The organism is Aliivibrio sp. EL58, from assembly GCF_900312675.1.
In the GTDB taxonomy this organism is placed as follows: Bacteria; Pseudomonadota; Gammaproteobacteria; order Enterobacterales; family Vibrionaceae; genus Aliivibrio.
On the sequence record NZ_OMPC01000004.1, the window covers coordinates 66,147 to 91,335 of the forward strand.

Consider the following 25,189-nt stretch of genomic DNA (forward strand, 5'->3'; position numbering starts at 1 on the left):
AAGACTAAGCGCGATACTATGCTAACTAACTGTTGAAAATTCAATCGCAGATTGTGACTTGGTTTCTTCCTTTCATCTTACTTTGATATAACGCTTGGTCAGCCGCTTTAATTAATGCTTCTTTCGTTTCACCTTTCCATAAGGAAGCACCCAGGCTGATAGTTTGTTTAATATCAAATCCCTCAAACTGAGTTGGCGATTTAGCAACCACATGATGAATGTCATTAGCTATTTTAGTTAACGCTTCTATGGTATCAAGCTTAATTACTATCGAAAACTCATCACCACCAAGTCGAGAAAAAGAAGCCGATTCATCTAAATATTCAGACACTAATTGACTAATATGACACAGCACCTTATCCCCTTCAGGATGACCATAAGTATCATTAATCTGCTTAAAGTTATCAATATCAAAGCACAGTAATGCAAACGAGGTTTTCTCTTCTATATTCCCTCGGATTATGTCTCTGATCGCTCTGCGATTTAATAACCCAGAAAGATCATCATGCATGGCTAAATAATGTAACTCTTTAGTTCTTATTGCTAGTAACTTTTCTATCCTATATTTATCTCGTGTGACCATAAAAATAAGAATCGCAATTAGAAAAGAGATCGCCAAAGAACCAATAAACATCCAAAACAGAGTTAGGCGCTGATAATCAGTCAATTTTTCATTGGTTTTATATTCAATCTTCCACACACGGTTTTCTATTTTTATACTACTTGTATAGATTAACTCGCTAAAATCATCCCATTGGGTACTCTGAAACATGATTGGATCATCTTCAGCATCAAAACCCGTATCGATAATACGTACCACTAAAGATTCACCTAATGAGGTTGATGAAATCAATTGCTCAAAATAGCTAGTAATACGAAGTACCCCAATCATCACTCCTTTTATATTTTGTTTATCCGTAGTAAACACGGGGTGGTACACAAGCATCCCTGTTTTTGGTGCATTCTGCTCTAAACTGTCTTGCAATAAGCGAATTTTATCCGACACACTTGGACGTCCTGTTTTCATAAACTCATCAAGAACCAATTGGAAACGCTCACGGGACGAATAGAAACCTAATAGCGGTATATTTGCTTCATCTCTTGGATAAATATCGGTTGCAACATAAATGGGCTCATGATTTTTCATCACATAACCAAACGTTTTGGGTTGATCTTTAGGGACGGTATAAATGTTAAATGAAGGGAAAACTTGTTGAACATTTTTAGTATGTTGCTCAATTTCATTTTCTTGAATTCTTTGCATCCATTGCAATGAAATCAAACTTTCTGAACTAGAGAGTAATGAGCTGGCAAAGAGTGGGAATTGCAGCCAATCTTGCTTGGAGCCGGATTGATAAAAATTAGCTCCGGCACCAATAAAATCAATATCTTTTTCAATAAGAAGAGAGAGTAATACCGACTGACGATCAGCCTCTTTAAAGAAATTTTCCTTGTTGTTGTCTAAGTCTGATTTATAGACAACCCTCATTGAAAGTAAGCTAAAAAAAAGCGCTAAGATAAAGCTGGTTATTACATAGAAATAACTATTTTTAAGCACGCTCTTCCCTCAAGCAATTGATATGTTTCTAATTCTAGTCCTTATTAAGAGCGAACGAAACTAAATACCCAACAAAACTAAAATTTTATTACATTAACTGCAATCTGTTCAAAATAGCGCCAAACGGTGTCTGTTATCCATTTTTAAAGCGCTTCTTTTATCTCTTATCCCTTGAATATGCTACAATTCACCACAATTTAGTTAAAAACGTTTAGTGCATTGCACCCAAAAATATAGAGAATGAATTATGAATTTTGACGTAAATGCTATTCCTTCTACTTTCGACTTAGGACACATTGTTCTATTCGGTACTTCTGCTTTGTTCGTATTACTTTACGCGATGAAAAAAGGCAAAACGGTAGAAATCGAAAAGATTGTTGAAATTGAAAAAGAAAAGATCGTTGAAAAACCAGTTGAGAAGATCGTAGAAATCGAAAAAGTGGTTGAAGTAGAAAAGATCATTGAAAAAATCATTGAAGTAGAGCCTAAAGTAAAAGCAACGGCTCCAGAATCAGCTCTACAACTATTATCGCTTCTACAAAAAGAAGCACGCTTCATTGACTTTATGCAAGAAGACCTTAAAGGCTTCGCTGATGCTGAAGTTGGCGCTGCCGCTCGTGTTATTCATGAAGGTGGTCAAAAAGTATTATCAGAATACTTCACACTTGCACCTGTTCGTACTGAAGAAGAAGAGTCTCGTCTATCAATCCCTGCTGGTTTTAACCCATCAGAAATTCGTTTAACCGGTAATGTAGTTGGTGAAGCTCCGTTTAACGGCACGCTTATCCACCGTGGTTGGAAAGTAGCCGAAGTGAAACTTCCTAAACTGGCCGACGGTTATGATGCAACAATCGTTGCTCCTGCAGAGGTAGAGCTATAATGGAACAAACAAAATTTAGTATCGGCATCGATTTAGGTACTACTCACTGTGTGCTTTCTTATGTTGATTTACATAACGAAGACGCGAGTGTTCAAGTGATGCCAATTCCTCAACTAACGGCACCTGGTCAAGTTGAAGAAAAATCACAACTGCCATCATTTATGTACCAAGCACATGAAGCAGAATTGTTAGAAGGCGATACTACCCTTCCTTGGACAACTAAACCAAACGCGATTGTAGGTAATATTGCTCGTAACCTTGGTAGCAAAACTCCTATTCGTTTAATCGCAAGTGCAAAAAGCTGGTTGTGTCATGGTGGCGTAAACCGTCGTGAAGCTTTTTTACCACTAAATAGTCCTGAAGAAGTGATCAAAGCATCACCACTAGAAGTGACTAAACGTTATTTAGAGCACCTTCAAAATGCGTGGGATTTTCAAAATCCTGAGCATCCTCTAAATGAACAAGACATTACAATTACGGTACCAGCATCATTTGACCCAGCTGCACGTGATTTAACGGCAGAAGCTGCAAATAATCTTGGCTTTCGTAACCTTACTTTATTAGAAGAACCACAAGCTGCTGTATATAGCTGGATCAAAAACAACGGCGACTCTTGGCGTGACCAAGTTTCTGTTGGTGATGTAATTTTAGTGGTTGATATCGGTGGCGGTACTACCGATTTATCATTAGTTGCCGTGACTGAAGAAGAAGGAAACTTAAGCCTAAACCGTGTTGCGGTAGGTGATCATATTCTTCTTGGTGGCGACAATATGGATTTAGCTCTGGCTTATCGATTAAAGATGAAGCTAGCGCAAGAAGGTAAACAACTGCAACCTTGGCAAATTCAAGTGATGACTCACGCTTGTCGTGATGCTAAAGAAGCGCTATTAAACGATGCTGAATTACGTGCAGTTCCAATTGTGGTTCCTAGCCGTGGGTCTAAATTGTTAGGTGGCACACTGCAAACAGAACTGACTCAAGAAGAAGTACAACAAACATTGGTAGAAGGTTTCTTCCCTGTTGTTCCTGTTACTGAGCACCCTGTTCAATCTGCTCGTGGCGCACTGACTCAAATGGGTCTACCTTACGCACAAGATGCGGCGGTAACTCGTCATCTAGCTAGCTTTTTAACTCGTCAACAAGCAGCAACTGATGAAGTCTTTGGTCAACAAAATGAAGCTGATTTTATTAAACCTACTGCAATCCTTTTAAACGGTGGTGTTCTAAAATCAAACCTTCTTGCTGAGCGTTTACTTGGCATTATTAATGACTGGTTAATCGACGCAGAAGCAGAAGACGCAAAACTACTTGAAGGTCTAGACCTTGATTTAGCCGTTGCTTCTGGTGCTTCTTACTACGGTTCTGTTCGTACTGGTAAAGGCGTTCGTATCCGTGGTGGTATCGCATCAAGTTATTACGTAGGTATCGAAAGCTCTATGCCAGCGATCCCTGGAATGGAACCACCAATGGAAGCACTGTGTGTCGCTCCATTTGGTATGGAAGAAGGTTCTCATGCTGATGTTCCTAGCCAACAATTTGGTTTGGTAATTGGTCAGCCGGTACAGTTTAAATTCTATGGTTCAACGACTCGTCGTGACGATCAAGCGGGTACTCATCTTGATTTCTGGATGCCAGAAGAGCTAGAAGAACTTCCAGCTATTCAAGTAACGCTTCCAGTTACTGAAGGTCGCTCTGCAGGTGAAGTTGTTCCTGTTCGTTTAGCGTCTAAAGTGACAGAACTTGGTACTCTTTATCTTGAAGCCATTGCAGCAGACAGCGGTGAGAAATGGCACGTTGAGTTTGATGTTCGTGAAGCATAATTTGGTTATTAATCTTCACTAATATGCTTCTTTAAGAGTTCAGTCACCGTTATAGGGTCTGAACTCTTTTATTATATGCCCCTATATTTTATCGCTGCCGCCTTCTCGTTTATTGCAGCTTCATTGGAGTTTTTATGAGTTCTTCTAATCGTTATTTAATTGGTATCGATCTTGGTACTACTCACACTGTTGTGGCTTATACTGACATCTCTCTTGGTATCGAAACCAGTCCTATTGAGATCTTCAATATTGACCAATTAATTGGACCAGGAGAAGTTGCTCGAAAACCTCTACTCCCTTCGTTTCGCTACCATGCGTCACAAAGCCAGATTAGCGATAACGATTTAACGCTACCTTGGAATGTAAAAGCGATTGATGGCGAAATAAAGAACGCAATCATTGGTGAATGGGCACGTGAATTAGGCTCAAAGGTAGAAGGTCGCCAAGTAGTCAGTGCTAAAAGTTGGTTATCTCACACTAAAGTCGATCGCACCTCAGATATTCTGCCTTGGGCAGGCGCAGAAGATGTTGAAAAAGTCTCTCCCATTGTTGCCAGTGCGAGTTATTTAAATCACGTTCGTCAATCTTGGAATTACCACCACCCTGATGCCCCTATGGAACTTCAAGAAGTGGTTGTTACTGTTCCTGCTTCGTTTGATGAGAGTGCTCGTTCATTTACTATACAAGCCGCAAAACTGGCAGGTCTTGATAAGATCATTCTATTGGAAGAACCACAAGCCGTTTGTTATGACTGGTATCACCATCATCAAGACACTGCAAAAGACATTCTAAAGAACATACCATTAATGGTGGTGTGCGATGTAGGCGGCGGCACTACCGATTTAAGTTTAATCCAAGCGCGTTTTAATAAAGACGAATTGGCACTTGACCGTATTGGCGTTGGTGATCACCTAATGTTAGGCGGTGACAACATCGATTTAGCCTTAGCGCATTTGGCTGAACAACGCTTAGATAGCGGTAAGAAAATGACGGCAGCCGCGTTAACTAAACTTATTCAACAAACGCGTAAAACCAAAGAACGTTTACTGTCAGCTAATGCACCAGAATCTGGCCATATCACTCTATTAGGGTCTGGCTCTAAATTATTAGGTGGCAGTCGTAAAGTTGAGTTAACTAAAGAAGAAGTTCATCAAATTGCGCTTGATGGGTTCTTACCACTGACTGACTTTAATGAGCGCCCAAATCAACGTCAAGCCGCTGTTGTTGAGTTTGGCTTACCTTACGCTTCTGATCCTGCGATCAGTAAACATCTTGCGCAATTTTTAGATAATCATAAAGAAGTCTCAGCAAAAGCATTAGGTTGGGATGATAGTGATTTAGCTGCTCATCAAGATCGTGCTATTCCTGTTGGCCTATTATTAAACGGTGGCGTATTTAACAGCCCTCTCCTTGCTGAACGTTCACTTGAATTAATGAATAACTGGAAAGGTGACACTGTCACTCAATTATCTAACCCTCATCCAGATTTAGCTGTTGCTTATGGTGCCGTAGCTTATGGTAAAGCACGCCATGGTGCACAATTAAAAATTGGCGGTGGCTCTGCGCGTTCATTCTATTTACAGTTAGAAGAGAAAAATAAACAACCACAAGGTTTATGTTTATTGGCAAAAGGCAGCGACGAAGGTGAAGAAATTCGTATGACGAGCCGCCGTTTTTCGTTAACTTTAGGTGAGCCAGTTCGATTCAACCTACTCTCAACGACAAAAGACCAACTTGCTACCTCGGGCATGATCACTGAGTTAGCCGATCCAAGTTTTGTTAGCTTACCGCCTTATGTCGTAACACTTGAATCAAGTAAATCAAAAGAAGAATTACACGCCAACCAAAAAGATCGCGTTGAAGTAACCTTAGCTTGTCAATTTACTGAAGTCGGCACCATTAAGATTGAATGTGTTTCTGTTGAGGATGATTCGCAACGTTGGTTAGTAGAATTTGAAGTACGTAACCAAGCTTCGAATAAAGGAGCTAACCTTGCAGACCAGATTAGCCTTCCCCCTCGCCTTCCAAATGCAATTGCAAACATAAAAGAAGCCTATGGCGGTAGTAAGCTAAATCCTAATGCGATTAAAGCCTTTTCTAAAAACATAGAGAAGCTGATAGGTAAACGTGAATCATGGGATTTAATTACCTCTCGGGAACTAGCAACCGCATTACTAGACAGTAAAAAACGTCGTCGTCGCTCTGATAAACATGAACAAAACTGGTTAAAAATGACCGGTTTTGCACTACGCCCTGGTTTTGGATACCCTGCTGACGAATGGAAAATTAGCCAAGCATGGGAAACCTATCAACAAGGTATTCAGTTTGAATCAAAGCAATCTTGGAATGATTGGTGGACATTCTGGCGTCGTATCTCTGGTGGTTTAAGCCAAGAGCAACAAGAAACCATTTTGGCAGATATTGCTAAATATTTGCATCCAGCTTCTTTACGTAACCCTAAAACACTAGAAGATGCGACAAACAAAAGCTATGAGGCGATGGTTCGCTTAGCTGCAGCTCTAGAACATCTAGATGTTGAAGATAAAACATTAATCTCAACGTGGGTGTTAGGTCATGCTAAAAATGGCAATCAAGCGCAGGTACATTGGTGGGCATTGGGTCGTATTTGTTCTCGTTCTCCATTTTATGGAAGTCAGCATAACCTTATTCCGGCAAGCCAAATTGCTCAGTGGCTACCTACACTGCTAGAACAAGATTGGAAAGCACAACCAATGGCAGGTTTTGCCGCTGTTATGATGGCACGATTAACCGGTGATAGAACTTTAGATGTCTCTGATGAGCTACGTCAAAGTATCATTGATAAACTGAAGAAGAGTCGCTCTCCACAAAGCTGGATAGAATTAGTATCTAGTCAACAAGCGCTAACAGAAGCCGATTCTAAACGTTTATTTGGTGATGCCTTACCTGCAGGATTACGTCTAATTAATTAGCTTTAACCAATGACAAAAATAAGACAAAGAGTCTTTTTTGCGTCATTTTTGTCAAAGCTACGCAAACAAACTAAAATTTCCTTCAAAATTGTGATGAATTAAGTATACTAAATTCATCACAATTTGAAGGTAACCTGAATGATCCATATCGTTATTTTAGCGACTATGGTGTTACTTTATTTTGTTGGTTGGTCTCGCTTCGGTACTCGAGAATTACGCAATGCGGCTAAGAGGTTCAGTGGAATTATCCCCGCCCCTCAAGAGTTGGTTATTGAATGGATTATGTATAATAAACAGATATTGGATATCAATGAGTTTCAACGTTTCATCATCCATTTAAATAGAGCAAGCACTGAAGATTTAAAAACTGAACTAGATAGTTTTTCACATTATCTTGAAATACACGCTCCTGAGTATGTTCTTTCAAGAACTCATTCTTAAACTATTTCATTAATCAAACAAAAAGGCTCATAGTCAATGACTGTGAGCCTTTCTTCATTTGAATGTTTTATAACGACCTAAGTTAACTTCTTGAGCCTAGTTTCACTTTGCCTTTTGAATTAAACCATAAAGCTTGTGATTTCTTTTTACCGATAAGAATTGGTAAATCATCATAAAATAAGAAGTTTTTCCATGTTTGCTTAAACGTTCCCCAAGAAGTTTCAATCAGGTTATATTTTTCATAACAAAAATATACCGTCACATCATCAGCCCAATCAATGAACTCTAATACCTCTTCTGGTAATGCTTCGTTGTCACTATCCCAACGGTGCTGCCAATCAATTTCATTACTCCATGAGCTTTTTTTCATTGGCCATTCTTTTGAACCAAAATGATCTGCGGTTGGACTATTCGCACTGATAAAGTCATTCCAAACCTGAGCAGATTTTGCTTGAGTGAATGGCTTAATTAATGGTAGTAATGCATCATCAACTGGCATTGATTGATGAGTGAAAATCCATTTGCGGTTGTATTCATCTAAAGGTAAATAGCTCATAGTTCATTCTGTATTTAAGACATGTACACCTATTCTATCGTCTTTTTTTATTAAGCCCAAATAAGAATATTTAACAGTGGGTTGATTTTTATCATTAAGCCCCTCATTACAATAGTATTGAATAACAAAGCTATACTGATTCTATAAATTAGTATTCATTAAAATTATAATTATTCGGTTACACATGCCTTCTGCTTCGTTTATGTGTAATCACCATTACAAGGATTATTTCATGATCACGCATGTTGGCATATTAGATCAAGACCCCGTCCGTCTTGTAACTCCCCTTCTTGATCTCTCCGTAAAAGGCGAGCATATGATTTTCATTGGCGACGAAACACAAAAAGACATGTTTCATCGTTTAGAAAGCATACTTCAATATAAAGGGATCACCTCTGATTTCTATGAAATACCAAATATCGTAGATACCCATTTAATCAAAGAGTCTTTACAAGCACTAGCTGCTGAAATGAAGCTACACTTTAGTGATATTAAGCTAAATGCAAGTTGTGGTCTTCGACACCGTCTTCTTTCTGCCTATGAAGTGTTTCGTTCATATCATTGGCCAATTTTTGTTGTTGAACCATTCAGCGATAAATTATGTTGGCTTTATCCTGACGGCAGAAAACAAAAGCATGTAGCAGATAATATCCGTTTAAGTGATTACCTCGCTATCTTTGGTGCGCGTTGTGAGTTTTCTGAATCTGAGCTTCCAGAAAGCATTGATAAACGTCTGCGTGAGCTTTGCCAGCGTTGGGCAAGTAATGCACTAGAATTAGGCCCAGGTCTTGCTACATTAAACTACTTAGCGACGACTTGTCGTAAAGAGCAACGTTTAGATGTAGAAGTAACTGAAAAACAACAAAGCTACAAAGAACTAAATATGTTGCTAACTGATCTTGTTGAAACAGGATTAGCTACCTACGAAAACGGCACATTAACTTTCGACTGTGAAGAAGCACGACGCTTAGCTAACGGTGAGTGGTTAGAAATTTTAGTTCATAATACCGTGGTTGATATTCAACAATACCTACCTACTCTGCAAGACCATTCATTGAATGTTCAAGTTCATCGTGAAATTGGAACGAAAGACGTTCGTAATGAACTTGATGTGGTTAGCATAGTAAATAACAAGCTGCATATCATTGAATGTAAGACTAAAGGTATGCGAGATGATGGCGATGACACTCTCTATAAATTAGAATCGTTACGTGACCTTCTAGGTGGCTTACAAGCACGAGCCATGTTGGTAAGCTTCCGCCCTCTACGTAATAACGACATTATGCGAGCACAAGATTTAGGCTTAGCTATTATTGGCCCTGATGAATTGGGCGATCTTAAAAAGCATCTTCTAAATTGGTTCTTAGCCGCTGGTGGTCATTAATCATTGAGCTAAACTAATTTAACAATAAAAAGACCGATGATTTGGTCTTTTTTATTTTCTGCCGTGTACTCTCGATACAAAAATGCCGCTGATTCATTTGAACCAACGGCATCTTAATATCTTTTTATGTTCTTCTACTATAGAAGATTACGAGCAGCTTCAATAACAACCTTGATTGAACGTGCTTCAGTTTCTTTTAATGTCGCGTGATCAGGTGTCTCTTTTTGAGTACGGTTGATAATTACGCCCGCAACACAACCCGCACGTAAACCAGAGCTTGCACACATTGTTAATAATGTTGCTGATTCCATTTCAAAGTTCAGTACGCCCATGTCTTGCCACTCTTGCATAGAACCTTGGAAACGCTTAACAACACGACCTGAGAACGTATCGTAACGTTCTTGACCTGGATAGAAAGTATCACTTGATGCTGTAACACCTGTGTGAACGGTTGCACCTTGGTCAACAACCGCTTTACGCATTGCTGTTGCAACATCAAAGTCAGCAACTGCAGGGAATTCCATTGGAGCAAAGTGAAGACTTGCACCATCTAAACGAACAGAACCAGTAGTCACAATCATGTCACCTACATTTACATGCGGTTGAATTGCGCCTGTTGTACCTACACGTAGGAAAGTACGAACACCCAATTGCGCTAGCTCTTCAACAGCAATAGAAGTCGATGGACCACCAATACCCGTTGAACATACTACAATTTTCTTGCCATCTAGCTCAGCTAAGTACACTGTGTATTCACGGTGGCTTGCTAGAAATTTAGGGTTTTCCATTTGCTCTGCGATTTTTTGAACACGTGCTGGATCACCAGGAATGATCGCCATTTCTGCACCTTGAAGATCTGCCTGTGTTACGCCTAAATGGAATACTGCTGCTGTCATGGTTAACTCCTTGCGATTGTAGGGTCGCGTTAATTTAATTAGTTATATTTGATTCGATGAAGTTACTTTACCCAAACGACCTTTGCATTATTGTGATTAAGATCCCGAAAGGAATGTTGATAAGCTACACTCTTGCAAAGAAAACCGATTGGCATCACAAAAAATAAAGATTATCGATTAACTTATACTCAAGATTAACTCTACTGACAGAGCCTTACAATAATTTCAAACTCAATAAGTATAATTACATGCTCAATATTTGAACTCACAGATGTTCTAGAAAAAACGAAATACGAACAACAAAATTAATTTACCTCTCTCAATATCACTTTTTTAATAATTAAAAACCTTAGGATTGGCTTTTTTCCCTCTCATATCCTTAACTTATAATAAGTTATATATTGTATATTGAGGTCACGGATGAATAAGCAGTCAGAGAAAAATAACTCAAATAATAAAGCTGAATCACTTTTAAATTCGAAAAAAGAAAAGTCACCGCTTAAACATAAAAAAAATAAAAACCAAACCTATTTAGCAAAGAGACTCTCTCTATATCCTCAATTAATGTTAATTTTACCCAGTTTTTCTTTGTCTCAAACTCTTACATCAGAAGACAATATTGAAGAAAAAGACTCAAATATAGAAAGCGGTACATTAGATGTGTCGAATTCTCATCATAATGAGTCACTCATTTCACCTCTAGCTCCTATTGTTGAAAACAAAATGAGTAATATTCAACCTAACCAAGATGATGCGAATGAACACACTCCAATGGCAACGCCCAGTGCACGAAGTAGTTCCCATTTAGCCTCACACGCAATAACTCCTATTGGGATTCTTCCTACGCCAGTGCAAAACCATACAATCAACCAAGCTCCTGCTATGTTGGTTACCCCCCCTACGACCTTAAGCACACCTCCTCTACAGCACTCACAGCAGCAAGCTATTATTTCAGGAAAAGACTCTGCGACAACAACCGAAGATGTGACAACTCATGTCACCGGAAAGCTGACAGTAATAGACCCTGATCTTGGTGAGGCTCATTTTTCAAACACTGATATTTCAGGTTCACTAGGCACTCTGCACCTCACTAACTCTGGAGCATGGACGTACGATCTAGATAATACTAATCCTACAGTTCAAGCATTAGGTAAAGGCTCAACAGCAACAGATTCCATCACGGTACACTCTGCCGATGGTACGCCTCATCAAGTGACTATCACGGTTAATGGCACTAATGATAAAGCCGTGATTGCAGGCACAGATTCTGGTGCAGTAACAGAAGAATCTCAACTTCACGCCTCAGGTACACTGACTGTTACGGATATTGATATAGGCGAAACGCACTTCTCAAATACCAATATTATTGGAACTTTAGGTACGTTGCACTTAACAGATAACGGTTCGTGGACATACGATTTAGATAACACAAACCCGACAGTTCAAGCATTAGGTAAAGGCAGGACAGCAACCGATACCATCACCGTTCATTCTGCCGATGGCACGCCTCATCAAGTGACTATCACGGTTAATGGCACTAATGATAAAGCCGTGATTGCAGGCACAAATTCTGGTGCGGTGACGGAAGAATCTCAACTTCATACCTCCGGCACACTGACTGTCACCGACGTCGATACCGGTGAAGCGCACTTCTCAAATACCAATATTATTGGAACTTTAGGTACGTTGCACTTAACTGATAACGGCACATGGACATACGATCTAGATAATACTAACCCGACCGTTCAAGCACTTGGGCAAGGTCAGCAAGTAAAAGATATTATTAGTGTTCAATCAGCCGATGGTACACCCCACCAAATTACAATAGTTGTAAACGGTAAAAACGATGCAGCTGTCATTACGGGGACAACCACAGGCGCGGTAACAGAAGATCGTATCAATGGTATGCAATGGTTGTTAACAGGTGGGAAAATGCATGTCTCCGATAGCGATTCTGGAGAGGCTAAGTTTGATCCTGTAATACACGCGCACAATTATGCGGGCATTGGTTATACCTCCGCACTTGGTGCAGAGGTCATCGTAACTCCGGACGGTGATTGGCACTATCAACTTGATAATAATATTATCCAAGTCCAGTCTCTGGGTCAGGGGCAATCCTATATCGATAAAGTCACAGTGCATACTGTTGATGGAACCATGCAAGAGCTACAAGTCACCATAACTGGTACCAATGATGCGCCTACCGTTACTGGAAGTCGCGTGTTGCCTACGGGTACCGAAGATCAAACACTACATATCACTCAAACTCAGCTCATAGCTGGTGCGAGTGATATTGATAAGAACGATGCTGGCACTTTGCATGTAGATGCTGTAACGGCTGATCACGGTACAGTAACGAATAACCCCGATGGCTCATTTACTTTCCATCCAGACAAAGATTATAACGGCCAAGTTCACTTCACTTATGATGTAAAAGACGCTCATGGAGGCTCAGCACAAGCAACGGCGTCGACAACGCTTGCTGCAACATCTGATTCAGCCATTATTAGTGAAGTATCGACTGACCACGTCACTGAAGATGGTTCACACAGCAGACACAATGCTGGCGTCACAACTGAACTTGCAAATGGACAGCTACAAGTTGTGGATCCAGATAGCGGGGAGAATAAATTCCAGTACAGCCAGTTTGGTGAAACAGCAGTTCACGATCCGTTTGGTGGCATGTTACGTATTGATAGCATGGGCAATTGGGGGTACAGCGTTAATAATGCCAATTTGCAACACCTTGCTCAAGGACAAACTGAAACCGTTGTCTACCGTGTTCATAGTTATGATGGAACGGCATACGAGTTGCACATAGACGTTGTTGGCACCAATGACGCACCAACCGTTACCCAAGTTGCGCTAAGTAACGGCACTGAAGACACGCATTATCAAATGCAAGCGAGTCAGTTTGGATTTACGGATGTTGATAGTGGCGATACGCTACATTCAGTTGCAATCACAGATCTACCACCAGCAACACAAGGTAAGTTTGTACTTGATGGTCACGATATTACTGCGGGGCAACACATCCCTACAGCTGACATCAGTAAACTTCAGTTCGTTCCTGCGCAAGATTTTAATGGTGATGTTCAGTTTAAATATACTGTTAACGATGGGCATACCGACTCTACAGAAGCTACAAATACACTTCATTTTGATGCCGTTGGGGACGCAGCAGTAATCACAGGAACTACAACTAGCGATGTCGATGAAGGGCATGGCACCTATCATGACCGGTCACCAAACTACGCACAGCCTGGGATGGCTAAATTAACCAATGACCCTTTATACACTGATGGCAAGTTAGAGATTATTGATCCAGACACTGGCGAAGCACAATTTGACACAAAAGGCGTAGGCTACTCGTACCATGGCACTTATGGTCAATTAATACTAAATGCAGATGGCAATTGGCATTATAAAGTTACCGTCGGTAGTAACCAACAAAACGTGGCCACACAGATCGATCAATTAGGCGATGGGCAGCAATTAACGGATACGATTACCGTTTATTCTAAAGATGGTACGGCTCAAGACATTGTGATTACCATTCACGGCGATAATGATAGACCTTATATCAGTTCTGAAGTAACACTTGTCACAGGTACAGAAGATACAGCGCTAACTTTCACCAAGGCTGATTTACTTGCCAATACTGTTGATGTGGATGCCAATGATGCAGGTAAACTTTCCATTGCTAATCTGTTAGTCGATCACGGTTCTGTTGTTGATAACAAAGATGGCACCTACACTTTTACTCCAACCAAAGACTATAACGGACAAGTTCATTTTAGCTATGACGTGACAGATGCGCATGGTGGTATCACTGCAACAGGCGCGAATTTACACTTACAAGCAACTGGCGATGCTGCGACTATTACTGGAATTGATCAAGGGAATGTGACAGAAGATCGTGGTTATATTGATACACAATATAATCTTCATTTTGATGGAAAATTAGATATTGTTGACCCGGACCAAGGTGAAGCTCAATTTGATATTCAAAGAGGCCACACCTATCACGGAATTGGCTATGATACAAAAATGGGTGGGTGGGTACTTTTACAACAAGATGGTACTTATACTTATACAATTGATAATCGTAAACCAGAAATTCAAAATCTTGGGTCAACAGAGACTCTTGTCGATAAAGTGACAATCCACAGTGTCGATGGAACAAGTCATGAAATTCAGATCACAATCCACGGTACAAATGATGACCCTAAGGTTTCTTCGGTAACAACTCTTCCTGCAGGAACTGAAGATACAGATGTCGTTCTACACGCTTCTGATTTACTCGCCAACGCTACAGACATCGACCACAATGATGCAGGGCAACTCTCAGTGGCCAACCTCACCGCCGACCATGGCAAAATCACCGATAATCATGACGGTACTTTTACCTTTCATCCTGCCCTAGATTACAATGGGAAAGTCTCTTTTAGCTATGATGTAAAAGATGCACATGCTGGCAGTACAGCGACTTCAGCGAGTATGACGTTAGCACCAACCAGTGATGCGGCGGTTATTACAGGCTCCGGTTCTGGGGTTAAAGAGGATATCAATGTGGATATCTCCAGTGGGCATCTCCTTGGAGCTTCTGGTGTGTTCCATGTTGTTGACCCTGATGGTCCTGCACAGTCGCAATTCCCAGATGTGCTCTATGGTGGTATTTATCAAGGGTCTCATGGTGGAGATCTTCAGGTGAATAGTAATGGTAACTATTACTACCATATAAGTAATTATTTAGTACAACATCTCTCAGAGGGTGAAACACTCAAAGAGGAGTATACCATTCACAGCGTTGATGGAACTCAACACAAAGTGGAGTTTACCGTTGAGGGGACCAATGATAAACCAGTCCTCTCTGCCCAATCACAATCGGTAACTGAAGGTGGAACCCTTTTATCTGGTCAGATGCATGCCACGGATGTGGATACAAAAGACACGCATACCTTCACTATTGACAAAGCTGTAGATGGCTTAACCTTTAACAATGATGGTAGTTACACTTTTGACCCCTCCCATGCAAGTTATCAAAACTTGGGAGTAAACAATGACCAAGTTATACATGTTCAGGTAAAAGTGGATGACCATAATGGTGGTACGGATACGAAGACTCTAACGTTAGTTGTACACGGAACGAATGACGGTGCAACAATTGGCGGACAAGACACCTTTACTGTTCAAGAGGATCATAACCTTACCCTAAACTCCGGTAATACGATCATATACAACGGCCAATTGACCATTACTGACGCCGATGCTGGAGAAGATCATTTTGATGGGAATCTTCATCAAAACCAACAAACAGGCACATGGGATACCGGATATACAACACAGGAAGGTGGAAAACTCATTCTTCAATCCAATGGTTCATATCGCTATGAAATTGATAATAGCCTCGCAAAGATTCAATCTCTCGGTAGTAGTGAAACTTTAATTGATACTGTTACTGTACGTTCTGCTGATGGTACGCCTCATCAAATTCAAGTCACTATCCAAGGTGACAATGATGCTCCAGTTGTTAGCTCCGCAGTTACACTTACGGCTGGTACTGAAGATACAGATGTTGTTCTACACGCTTCTGATTTACTCGCCAACGCTACAGACATCGACCACAATGACACGGGGAAACTCTCTGTAGCTAATCTTATCGCTGATCATGGAACGATTACCGATAATCACGACGGAACCTTCACCTTTCATCCTACACAAGATTACAACGGCAAAGCCTCCTTTACCTATGATGTACAGGATGCACATGGTGGAATTGTGGCTACATCAGCCTCGATAACTCTCGCTCCCACTCGAGATGCAGCTGTGATTTCTGGCGATGATACTGGGACGATTATAGAAGATCATAATGTTGGTCATAGTTCATTACACCCTGTTGCCGCATCGGGTTTGCTGGGTGTCACTGATCCTGATGCAGGGCAAGACCATTTTCAGGTCAATCAGTTAGGAGAACAGGCGATTCACGATCCCTTCGGTGGTTTTTTACGCATTACACCTAGTGGCGCTTGGGGATATGAAGTAGCTAACAGTCGCTTGCAATCGTTAGCTGAAGGTGAAGTAGAAAAGGTTGTATATCGAGTTTATTCTGCAGACCACACTGCCCACGATATAACAATAACGGTGACAGGCACCAATGATCAGCCGACCATCACTGCGACGACACTTGCACATGGCACTGAAGACACGCACTACCAAATGCAAGCCAGTCAGTTTGGGTTCAGTGATATCGACACTGGCGATACGCTACATTCCATAGCAATCACAGATCTACCATCAGCAACACAAGGTAAGTTTGTGCTTGATGGACACGATGTTACAGCGGGGCAACACATCCCTACAGCTGACATCAGTAAACTTCAGTTCGTTCCTGCGCAAGATTTTAATGGCGATGTTCAGTTTAAATATACAGTTAACGATGGGCATGTTTACTCACAAGAGGCTACTAACACTCTTCATATTGATCCTGTAGCCGATGCCGCCACATTTACCGGCGACTCCGGCAGCATAGGTGAAGATACAAACATTCACCACAACGTGCATACCACGGGGTCAGCAACCATTCCAGATGCCCTTGTTTGTAATGGACACCTGGTTATTTCTGATGTTGACGGACAAGGTGAAGCAGCATTAGACCTCAAAGGTCAGCAGTTTGTATCACAAGATGGAACCTATGGTCACTTTGTCATTAAGGCTAATGGCTCTTGGCTCTATACCGCAAACAACAACAACACGCCGATTCAAGACTTAGATAATGGACAAACGCTCACTGACAGCATTGAAGTCACATCAAAAGACGGTACCAAGCATTCAATTACCGTCACGATTAATGGAACCACCGATGATCCTGTTCTTCACAGCCTCAGTGATTCCGGTGTTCAACATAGTGGTCCAGTTGAAGGGAACCTAATTACTGGCTCTGGGACGGGTCAAGGATTGAGTGGTGCAGCGACAGACACCGATTCCAACGCACATCTGGTGTTGCAAGATATTCAAATAAAAGACCCCGTGTCAGGTTATGTCGCGGTAAGGCCGGGGCAACCACATACTATGGCCGGTATCGGTACACTCGCGATCGAAGCGAATGGTCATTATACCTTCACCCCGGAAGCCGGCTTTACAGGTAAAGTGCCAAGTATGGTTTATCGTGTCGGCGATGATGGTGGTAACCCAATAGGAGATTCTTCTCAAAATTCGCTCTCTATTGAAGTCACCCCTCCCCTACAACATGCGCCAACGGTTACAGCGCAAACCGTTTCTACAAATGAAGACATCACCAGAACCTTTACAACCAGTGAATTTGGTTACAGTGACCAAGATGGCGACACTTTACAGTTCGTGACTATTAGCAGCATACCGAGTCATGGATTATTACTCTTAAACGGTAATGCCGTAACCGCCAACCAGCAAATCAATAAGGCAGACTTAGACGCAGGTCATTTAACCTTTACGCCAATCAGTAATGAAAACGGTGCAAACTATGCGCAATTTACATTTACTGCAAATGATGGCCATCAAGATTCAGCAAGTGCAACAATGATAGTGGATGTTAATGCAGTAAATGATGCACCTATCGTTGGATCGAGTTTTATTAGTTCTTTAGAAGATAAACCTCATGCGTTCACCACTGCTGACTTTAAATACTCTGATATTGATGGCGATGCGTTAAACCATCTCACGATTACCAATGTCGCCCATGGCGTGTTATCGCTGAACGGCACCACAGTAAATGTTGGTGATGACGTCAGCGCCTCCGACGTTTCATCACTCATCTTCACCCCAACTCACAACTACTATAGTTCCGGTGTCAGCGGATTAGGGGCGGTGCAATTTACCGCAAACGATGGTCATCTTGATTCAAAAGAAGGGTCAATACTCATTAATATAGCGAGTGTCGCTGACCCTGCAACATTCAGTGGAGACTCCACAGGGGTTGCCCAAGAAGACACGACACTTCAAGCATCAGGCACCTTAACGGTAAGCGACCCTGATGGAACAACAGGGTTTATCCCGGTACAAGGTGGATCTGGTATAGCAGGAAGCAAAGGCTATGGGCATGCTCATATCGATGCAAATGGTCATTGGACTTATAACTTATACAATAATCACTCAATCGTTCAACAACTAGGTCAAGGGCAAACGGATACTGAAACCATTACGGTTCAATCTGCAGATGGTACGCACCATGACATCGTGGTCACTATTACCGGAACCAATGATCTACCGACTGTATCAGAGAAGCCACAAGCAGGTCATGTTGTCGGCCAACATTCGGTCGATGAAGATTCAGGTCTTAACCCCGCGGGCCAACTGATCATCAATGATGTCGATGGTGATACCACCACCGTAGCTCTAGACCCAGCACACAGCGCGGCCTATGGGCATGTTATTTTTGATTCGCATAGTGGCGCTTGGGTTTATCACCTAGATAACAACAACCCCGCTGTAAATGCCCTTAACGATAACGATACGCTGCAAGACAAGTTCACTTTGCTTGTTGATGACGGGCACGGCCAAAAAGTACCACAAGAGATTACGATGACCATCAATGGTCATACCGATGCGATACCCCACGCAACATTACTTAACCCACCCAGAATATCAGGAGGTGCCGGACATCAAGATCTCCATGCAACCCTTGGTATACCACCCATTATTCATCAAGGCACACCAAGCTTGCTAACTGGTTGGGGGATTTCTGATGGGCATGGCCATTCCCTGTCTCACCTACAAGGCCAATTTGGAACGCTGAATGTGAATCCTGCAACTGGTGAACTCCATTATGACTATGCTCCGAGTTCTGGTGTCATCAAAACACATAGCGGGGGAAACTATGGTGGTACTGATGAAACTGACACATTTGTGCTAACACTCGGAGGCTCTCAAAACTCCCATGTTGAAGTTCATCTACATTTACACTCTCAATCGGTACACGGTCACAGTGGTCATCATATCGATCAAACAACCCTGACAGGAATGGATGTATCACCAATTTCGACTGCTCACCCTGCTCCACCACCACCGCCTCCAGTACAACATGATGAGCCAGACATGACTTCACAAGCGGACTTTACGGTTACACTAAGCGATGACAGTTATCTAGATTTAACCCAACACGCTCACCATGAATCAGATCAGAAAACCAGTCACCATGGTGCTGCCGCATACCTAGATGCCTTAGGTATACAAGAAGATACGACATCTCCGGTTGAGCACGATCAACCTACCGATATGGACATCGTGCTTGCACAAGTAGACCAACCAAATTCATTTAGCCATGACAGTACACACTTGGATATGTCAGATTCGCTGGAACACCATGATGCAAACATCAACCATAACCAAGATGATGAGCACCATCATCACAATGATATCGACGGGTTACCAGATATAGACCCTAACTCATAACACTTAACTTAAAGTAAACAGGTTCGGGAGCATTACTTGCTCCCATTATTTATCTCTAAACAACATACAAATTGAGAAAATGGCAATCAAAAAAGGAGCACATGATGTGTGCTCCTTTTTTATGCTTTATTGTTCTTATTAGTTTACTCTCAGTAATTATCTATAACGATTACCTTTCACCAAACGCCGCGCTCACGTTGGTGTAAATCGGTTTCCATAGGTATTGGAATACTGACTTCTCACCAGTGGTAATGTTTACCTCACCAGTCATACCAGGCAGGATAGAAAAACTTTCAGGATTATCTCTAAAGTATGGCTTATCAACCGAAACTGTAACCTCATAATAAATATCACCCCGTTCACTTTTACTGGTTGTCGGTGATATTTTTTCTACTTCCCCTTTTAACGCACCAAAGCGACTGTAATCAAACGCATCCACTTTAATTCGAGCCGGTTGCCCTATGGAGACAAAGCCAATATCTCTAGGAGATAAACGAGCTTTAAAACTTGCCTTTCCATCGACAGGAACAATCTCTGCAATCGTCCCGCCGGGAGTAATTACCCCTCCATTTTGAGTAGAAGGGATACTTTGAACCAACCCTTTTACTGGCGATTTAACAACAGTATCTAATACTTTTTCTTTACCTGAGCGAATACGAGCCTTTAAACCACTTAAATCTGCTTCGGCTTTAGAGCGCTCAATATTCGCCTGAACTCTGGCCTCTGCCCCCAACTGTTTTAACTGAGCGACCACGGTTTCCGCTTTACGCTTTAACACATTCTCTTGGCTCTTTGCTTGTTGGATTTCTTTTTCAATCGACGCTAATTTTTGCTTCATTTCTAGCACTCTTAGCTTAGAAATATTACCCGCTTTCTGCCCTTTAACTAAAATATCCAACTCTTGTTTTGTTGCATTCAATTGACGTTGATAAACAGGCAACTCAGTTTGTAATCCTTCTAATTCCGCAGCGACCTGAGCTTGCTCTTTAATCACAGCACTTCGCTTTTGAAAAAATAACTCTTTCTCAGCAGCAAGTTGTTTTAACTGCTGTGATACTTGCCTAGGATAAAAATCGGCGTATTTTGAAAAATCAGGGTCTCGTGTTTCGACTAATGAATTCAAACGTTCAATAGTAAGCTCTAAAGCAGCTCTTTGGGCATTCAATTCATCCAAAGCTGTATTTTGAAATTTAGAGTCAAACTCAATCAGTGTTTGTCCTTTTACGACTAAATCACCTTCAGATACCAGAATTGATTTAAGCCGACCACCAGTCTCACTTTGAATGATTTGACGCTCTCCTTCAGGAATAACTGACCCCTTTGCTTTAGCAATCTCATCAACATTAGTAAATACCGACCACCCTATAAATAAAATCAAACAAACAGCAATAAAGTAAGTACTCAATGTCAATAAACGAGCCGTGACTTTTGATTCAATAATATCTACATTTTGTTTATTCATAGAGATGCCTCCGATGCTGATTCTAAATTCGACGTTTCTGGTAATGGCCCTGCGTATACAAGTGCCCCACCATCAAGCACTATCACTTGATCTGCTAGCTTTATTAATTCAGGATCATGAGATGAAAAAACAATGGTCGATCGTCCTCTGCGTTGCGATAGCCATTGCTGAAAAAGATCTCGAGATGGGATATCCATTACCGGATTATCTAATAAATACAGTGGATATTCATGAAGGTACAGCTTCGCCTGTGATAACACCTTTGCTTCATATCCAGATAAAGCGTGAGAGATCTTCACTACAACAGATTCATTTAGCTGAGTATCTAAACCGCTAGGTAATGTTCTAAACCATGCTTCGCCACCCACCAGCTTAATTGCATTAATAATAAGAGCATCATCAATGCTTTTGTTATCACTCACAAACTCACGAACAGTTAATAGTAATAATTCAGGCTTTGCTGAGTAGTACCCTAACCATTGTCTGTATATTTGGGGGTCATATTGTGACAAATTATGGTTATTAACCTTAATTACCCCATTCTGTGGTTGATTTAACCCTGCCAATAATTCAAGTAACGCCGTTTTCCCACTTGCCATTGGTCCTGTAATAGCAACAACTTGGCCTGATTCTATTTTCAAAGACAGTCCTGAAAGTGCAGGTTTCATTTGCTGTGGAAAACGCAAAGTAATTTGCTCTAACTCTATTGTTGGATTATCTGACGGTAATGAATGGTGTTGAAATGAAAAGTCACCTTCCACTTTTTGATTCATTGATTGATTGATTTGTAATTTTGCTTGCTTAATTTGAGTAAAACGAGCACTACTATTAGCGAGCATTTGAGCTGGTCCCGTGACCCTTGATATAAGCATCATGGTGGCAATTAATCCCCCAGCGGTCATCACTTGATTAAAAATAAGATCAATACCAAGAGCCACTACTGCCAATGTACTGAGTAGGCCTAATGCATAATAAATTGACGTATATTTGGCTTGATGCGCATTATGAAAGAAGCCGTTCTTTGCCGCTAAAACATTAGCTTTTTCAAAACGTTTTATCCAAAATTTACTCATGTTCGCACTACGTATAAAAGCTAATTTACTATTCAATTCAAATAATAATGAATAACGTGTTGTGCCTGAAACTGTTGTTTGATGGGAAGACCTAGCTAATTTTTTTTGACTGTGATGGGCTAACCCATAATAACAAAGTAAAGAAATGACAGGAACGATAACGAGCCAACCACCTAAAAAGCCAATTGCAATAAGAAAAAGCAAAACAAAAGGTAAATCAAATAATGCTCCGCCTAGTGGGCCTTGAAGTAAGCCTTTAAAGCTTTCAGCTGTAGTGAGTCGAGACATTAATGCAGATGATGGTAATGAGCGATTAGCTAATAATGAAGATCGAAAAACTCGATATAATACAGTTTCTGATATTTCTCGACTGATCCGATTTGAAATCGTTGTAAGTAATTGGCTTCGAATTACCTTTAACAAAAGCATCATTAAAAATAATAAAGCGGCTCCAATAGCTATCCCAAGCAATTCATGCTCTGCGTCCCCACCAATAACATGATCATAAATTGACATCGTAATAAAGGGGATAACTAACGCAAATAGATTAGCAAAAAAGCTAACCAATAAAAGCTTAGGTAGTAATGGTTTAAATTTACCAATCCGCTCACCTACCCAATCTGGTGCATTTTTCTCTTTAGGTTGTTCATGAATAAGAACGACAAGAGAAGAAAGCTGATTTTCAGGCCAGGTTTCGCTTTCAAACTCACCTTGTTGATAAGCTTGAAACTCATTCAATAAAAATCGACATACTTTAATTTCATCATCATTTATATACAGTGCCGCTAAATGTGACGTTGATGCTAATGCCCTTGAATAAGGGTGAACAGTATAAGCAATTCCTAACCGCTCCAATAAGGTAAAAATATCATTAACACCTTCAAGCTTATTTGATGAAATCCACTCTCGACTAAAGGCATGAACATTCGTATTTACGTCCATCGCCATCAATAAATCAATGACTTGAGATTGATAGTTCTTATCCATTAACTTTCTCCTTGTAATGGCATAAGCTCAGCTCGTTTTTGAGCTAATTCAACTAAGCTAGGATGGTCTGTATTTAAAATAATTGTTTTGCCCTCTTTTGATAACAATGACAGCACTTTTGCTAACCTTGTTACAGACTCAATATCTAGGGCTATCTCTGGTTTATCCAAAAACAGTAACGGTGTCGGTTTTGCTAATTGACATACTAACGACACCAACTTGATAGCACCTTGGCTTAGTTGCTCTCCTAATTGAGCACCGACCTTTGTTTCCAAACCATTAGGAAGATCCGCTATGATGCTATTTAAGCCAAGCGCCTCTATTAGAGGTTGAATATCTCCTACTCTATCAACGTTGAAGCCTGTCAAATTATCTAATAAAGATCCTGAAATAAGAATTGGACGGCTGGTTACAAATGCAGTTTGATGGCGATAATCATAATAATCACCGACAGATACATTGTTATTCCAACGTAATTGGCCTCCGGCCTTTGCGTCTAATCCTGAGAGGTTAGCCATCACCTGACTAAGTAAGTCGGTATCCTTACCGTTTAAGGCAATAATTTCTCCTTGCTGCACACAAAAATCTAATTGGTAACAAGAACCAAAGCGTTCAATCGTATAGCCTTCAGCTGTTAAGGATTCAAACATCGGTAATTTTTCTGATTTAATTGTTTCATGTGATGCGATGTTCTCAAATAAATCTTTGACTGAATGGTTTGCAACTTGAAACGAACTGTATTTCAATCTCAATCCGACCAAAGCACTCATAGGAGCAACCGCTCTTCCCGACAAAATAGAACAAGCGGCTAATCCACCAGTGGTTAAATCACCAGATAGCACAGACAAACTCCCAATAATTACCATAACCACAGAGGTTCCCAACGCGGCTATTTGAATACACTCCTGAGCAATAGCGGTATTTCGTTCAGATTCAGCGACGGACAACCATCGATTCTGATTTAATTGTTTAAAGTATTGAAATGTTCTCGACTCTGCTGCCTGTTTTTTCACACCTTCAAGCATAGTAAATACCACGACTAAAAAGTTCATACGGCTAATTTCATTCTCCGCAGCTATTTTTGCGTGTTGATATGATTTACTTGAAAACAACCAAACAAACAGGGCCGCAGCTATCCAAACAATTATTGGAATAAAAACAAGCCCCCCACCAACATAAGCAACCAATGAGAGAAAAATCAAAACAAAAGGTACATCAATTAGCCCACTTAATAGACCACCAGAATAAAATTCTTTGATTGAAGAAACCCCTTTTAATCCCTCTTGCAAATTACCGGGTTTTAAACTTAACAGTTCTTTTGCTGGTAACTCAGTGAGCTGATGTAATATATAGGAGTACATATTTTTTTCTGTGTTGATTGAGGCGGCAGCTAGAATCCAAGAACGAACAAATCGTAGAAATGCATCAAGTAAAATAGCAACACTGGCACCGCAAACTAGCAATACAGCAGTGCCATAACTTTGATTTGGTAGGATTCGATCATAAATTTGTAGCACCACTAACGGAATCGCTAATGATAAAATATTGATAAGCAATGAAGATGGTAAGACCTTCAGCATCACTTTCTTTTGAGTAGAGTAGTAAGAAGACAACAAATCCATTTTGAGTCACCTATGTTTATTACGTATCTAATCAGTTTTGGATAAAACTTTTAGATTTTCAAGTAAACATTTGGTTTTATTTGTTTTTATACTCTACATTAATATAAAAATATAAAGTTCAACGAGAAGA

General features: G+C 40.8%; 12 protein-coding genes. 6 read left to right on the plus strand and 6 right to left on the minus strand.

The features are described from left to right. Window positions 1-40: 40 nt before the first annotated feature. Window positions 41-1,558: a sensor domain-containing diguanylate cyclase gene (locus ED622_RS05835; protein ID WP_162922471.1), complete on the minus strand. Its 1,518-nt coding sequence runs from the start codon at window positions 1,556-1,558 to the stop codon at window positions 41-43. Window positions 1,559-1,805: 247 nt separating this feature from the next. Here ED622_RS05835 and ED622_RS05840 point away from each other — a divergent pair, with 247 nt between their 5' ends. The 4 genes from ED622_RS05840 to ED622_RS05855 all read left to right on the plus strand — a co-directional run bounded on the left by ED622_RS05840 (window position 1,806) and on the right by ED622_RS05855 (window position 7,650). After that, on the plus strand, window positions 1,806-2,438 hold the full coding sequence (locus ED622_RS05840) for a DUF2760 domain-containing protein (protein WP_122033006.1): 633 nt from the start codon (window positions 1,806-1,808) through the stop codon (window positions 2,436-2,438). Then, complete coding sequence (locus ED622_RS05845) at window positions 2,438-4,258, plus strand: Hsp70 family protein (RefSeq protein ID WP_122033007.1); 1,821 nt, start codon at window positions 2,438-2,440, stop codon at window positions 4,256-4,258. The genes ED622_RS05840 and ED622_RS05845 overlap by 1 nt, the downstream gene beginning before the upstream one ends. A 134-nt stretch (window positions 4,259-4,392) precedes the next feature. Then, window positions 4,393-7,209: an Hsp70 family protein gene (locus ED622_RS05850; protein ID WP_122033008.1), complete on the plus strand. Its 2,817-nt coding sequence runs from the start codon at window positions 4,393-4,395 to the stop codon at window positions 7,207-7,209. Between the two features lie 138 nt (window positions 7,210-7,347). Beyond that, a complete protein-coding gene (locus ED622_RS05855) occupies window positions 7,348-7,650 on the plus strand; it encodes a hypothetical protein (RefSeq protein ID WP_122033009.1) in 303 nt (100 codons plus the stop codon). A gap of 82 nt (window positions 7,651-7,732) precedes the next feature. On the opposite strand, the gene ED622_RS05860 is transcribed toward ED622_RS05855, so the two are convergent. After that, entirely contained in the window at window positions 7,733-8,206 is a 474-nt protein-coding gene (locus tag ED622_RS05860) for a DUF2947 domain-containing protein (protein WP_122033010.1), read from the minus strand. Between the two features lie 232 nt (window positions 8,207-8,438). On the opposite strand from ED622_RS05860, the gene ED622_RS05865 reads away from it, so the two are divergent. Beyond that, on the plus strand, window positions 8,439-9,590 hold the full coding sequence (locus tag ED622_RS05865) for a DUF1887 family protein (RefSeq protein WP_122033011.1): 1,152 nt from the start codon (window positions 8,439-8,441) through the stop codon (window positions 9,588-9,590). A gap of 137 nt (window positions 9,591-9,727) precedes the next feature. Here the strand turns inward: ED622_RS05865 and udp are convergent, their stop codons facing one another. Further along, entirely contained in the window at window positions 9,728-10,486 is a 759-nt protein-coding gene (udp, locus tag ED622_RS05870; RefSeq protein ID WP_105054938.1) for a uridine phosphorylase, read from the minus strand. Window positions 10,487-10,906: 420 nt separating this feature from the next. Here udp and ED622_RS05875 point away from each other — a divergent pair, with 420 nt between their 5' ends. Beyond that, a complete protein-coding gene (locus ED622_RS05875) occupies window positions 10,907-19,915 on the plus strand; it encodes a VCBS domain-containing protein (protein WP_122033012.1) in 9,009 nt (3,002 codons plus the stop codon). A gap of 169 nt (window positions 19,916-20,084) precedes the next feature. Here ED622_RS05875 and ED622_RS05880 read toward each other — a convergent pair whose 3' ends face one another. From ED622_RS05880 to ED622_RS05890, 3 genes are read right to left on the minus strand one after another with little or no spacing between them, the layout of a single operon-like run. After that, on the minus strand, window positions 20,085-21,377 hold the full coding sequence (locus tag ED622_RS05880) for an HlyD family type I secretion periplasmic adaptor subunit (protein WP_122033013.1): 1,293 nt from the start codon (window positions 21,375-21,377) through the stop codon (window positions 20,085-20,087). Further along, on the minus strand, window positions 21,374-23,437 hold the full coding sequence (locus ED622_RS05885) for an ABC transporter transmembrane domain-containing protein (protein WP_122033014.1): 2,064 nt from the start codon (window positions 23,435-23,437) through the stop codon (window positions 21,374-21,376). The genes ED622_RS05880 and ED622_RS05885 overlap by 4 nt, the downstream gene beginning before the upstream one ends. Further along, window positions 23,437-25,059 carry an ABC transporter transmembrane domain-containing protein gene (locus ED622_RS05890; protein ID WP_122033015.1) on the minus strand — a complete coding sequence of 541 codons (1,623 nt, stop codon included), beginning with the start codon at window positions 25,057-25,059 and terminating at the stop codon, window positions 23,437-23,439. The genes ED622_RS05885 and ED622_RS05890 overlap by 1 nt, the downstream gene beginning before the upstream one ends. Window positions 25,060-25,189 lie beyond the last annotated feature (130 nt).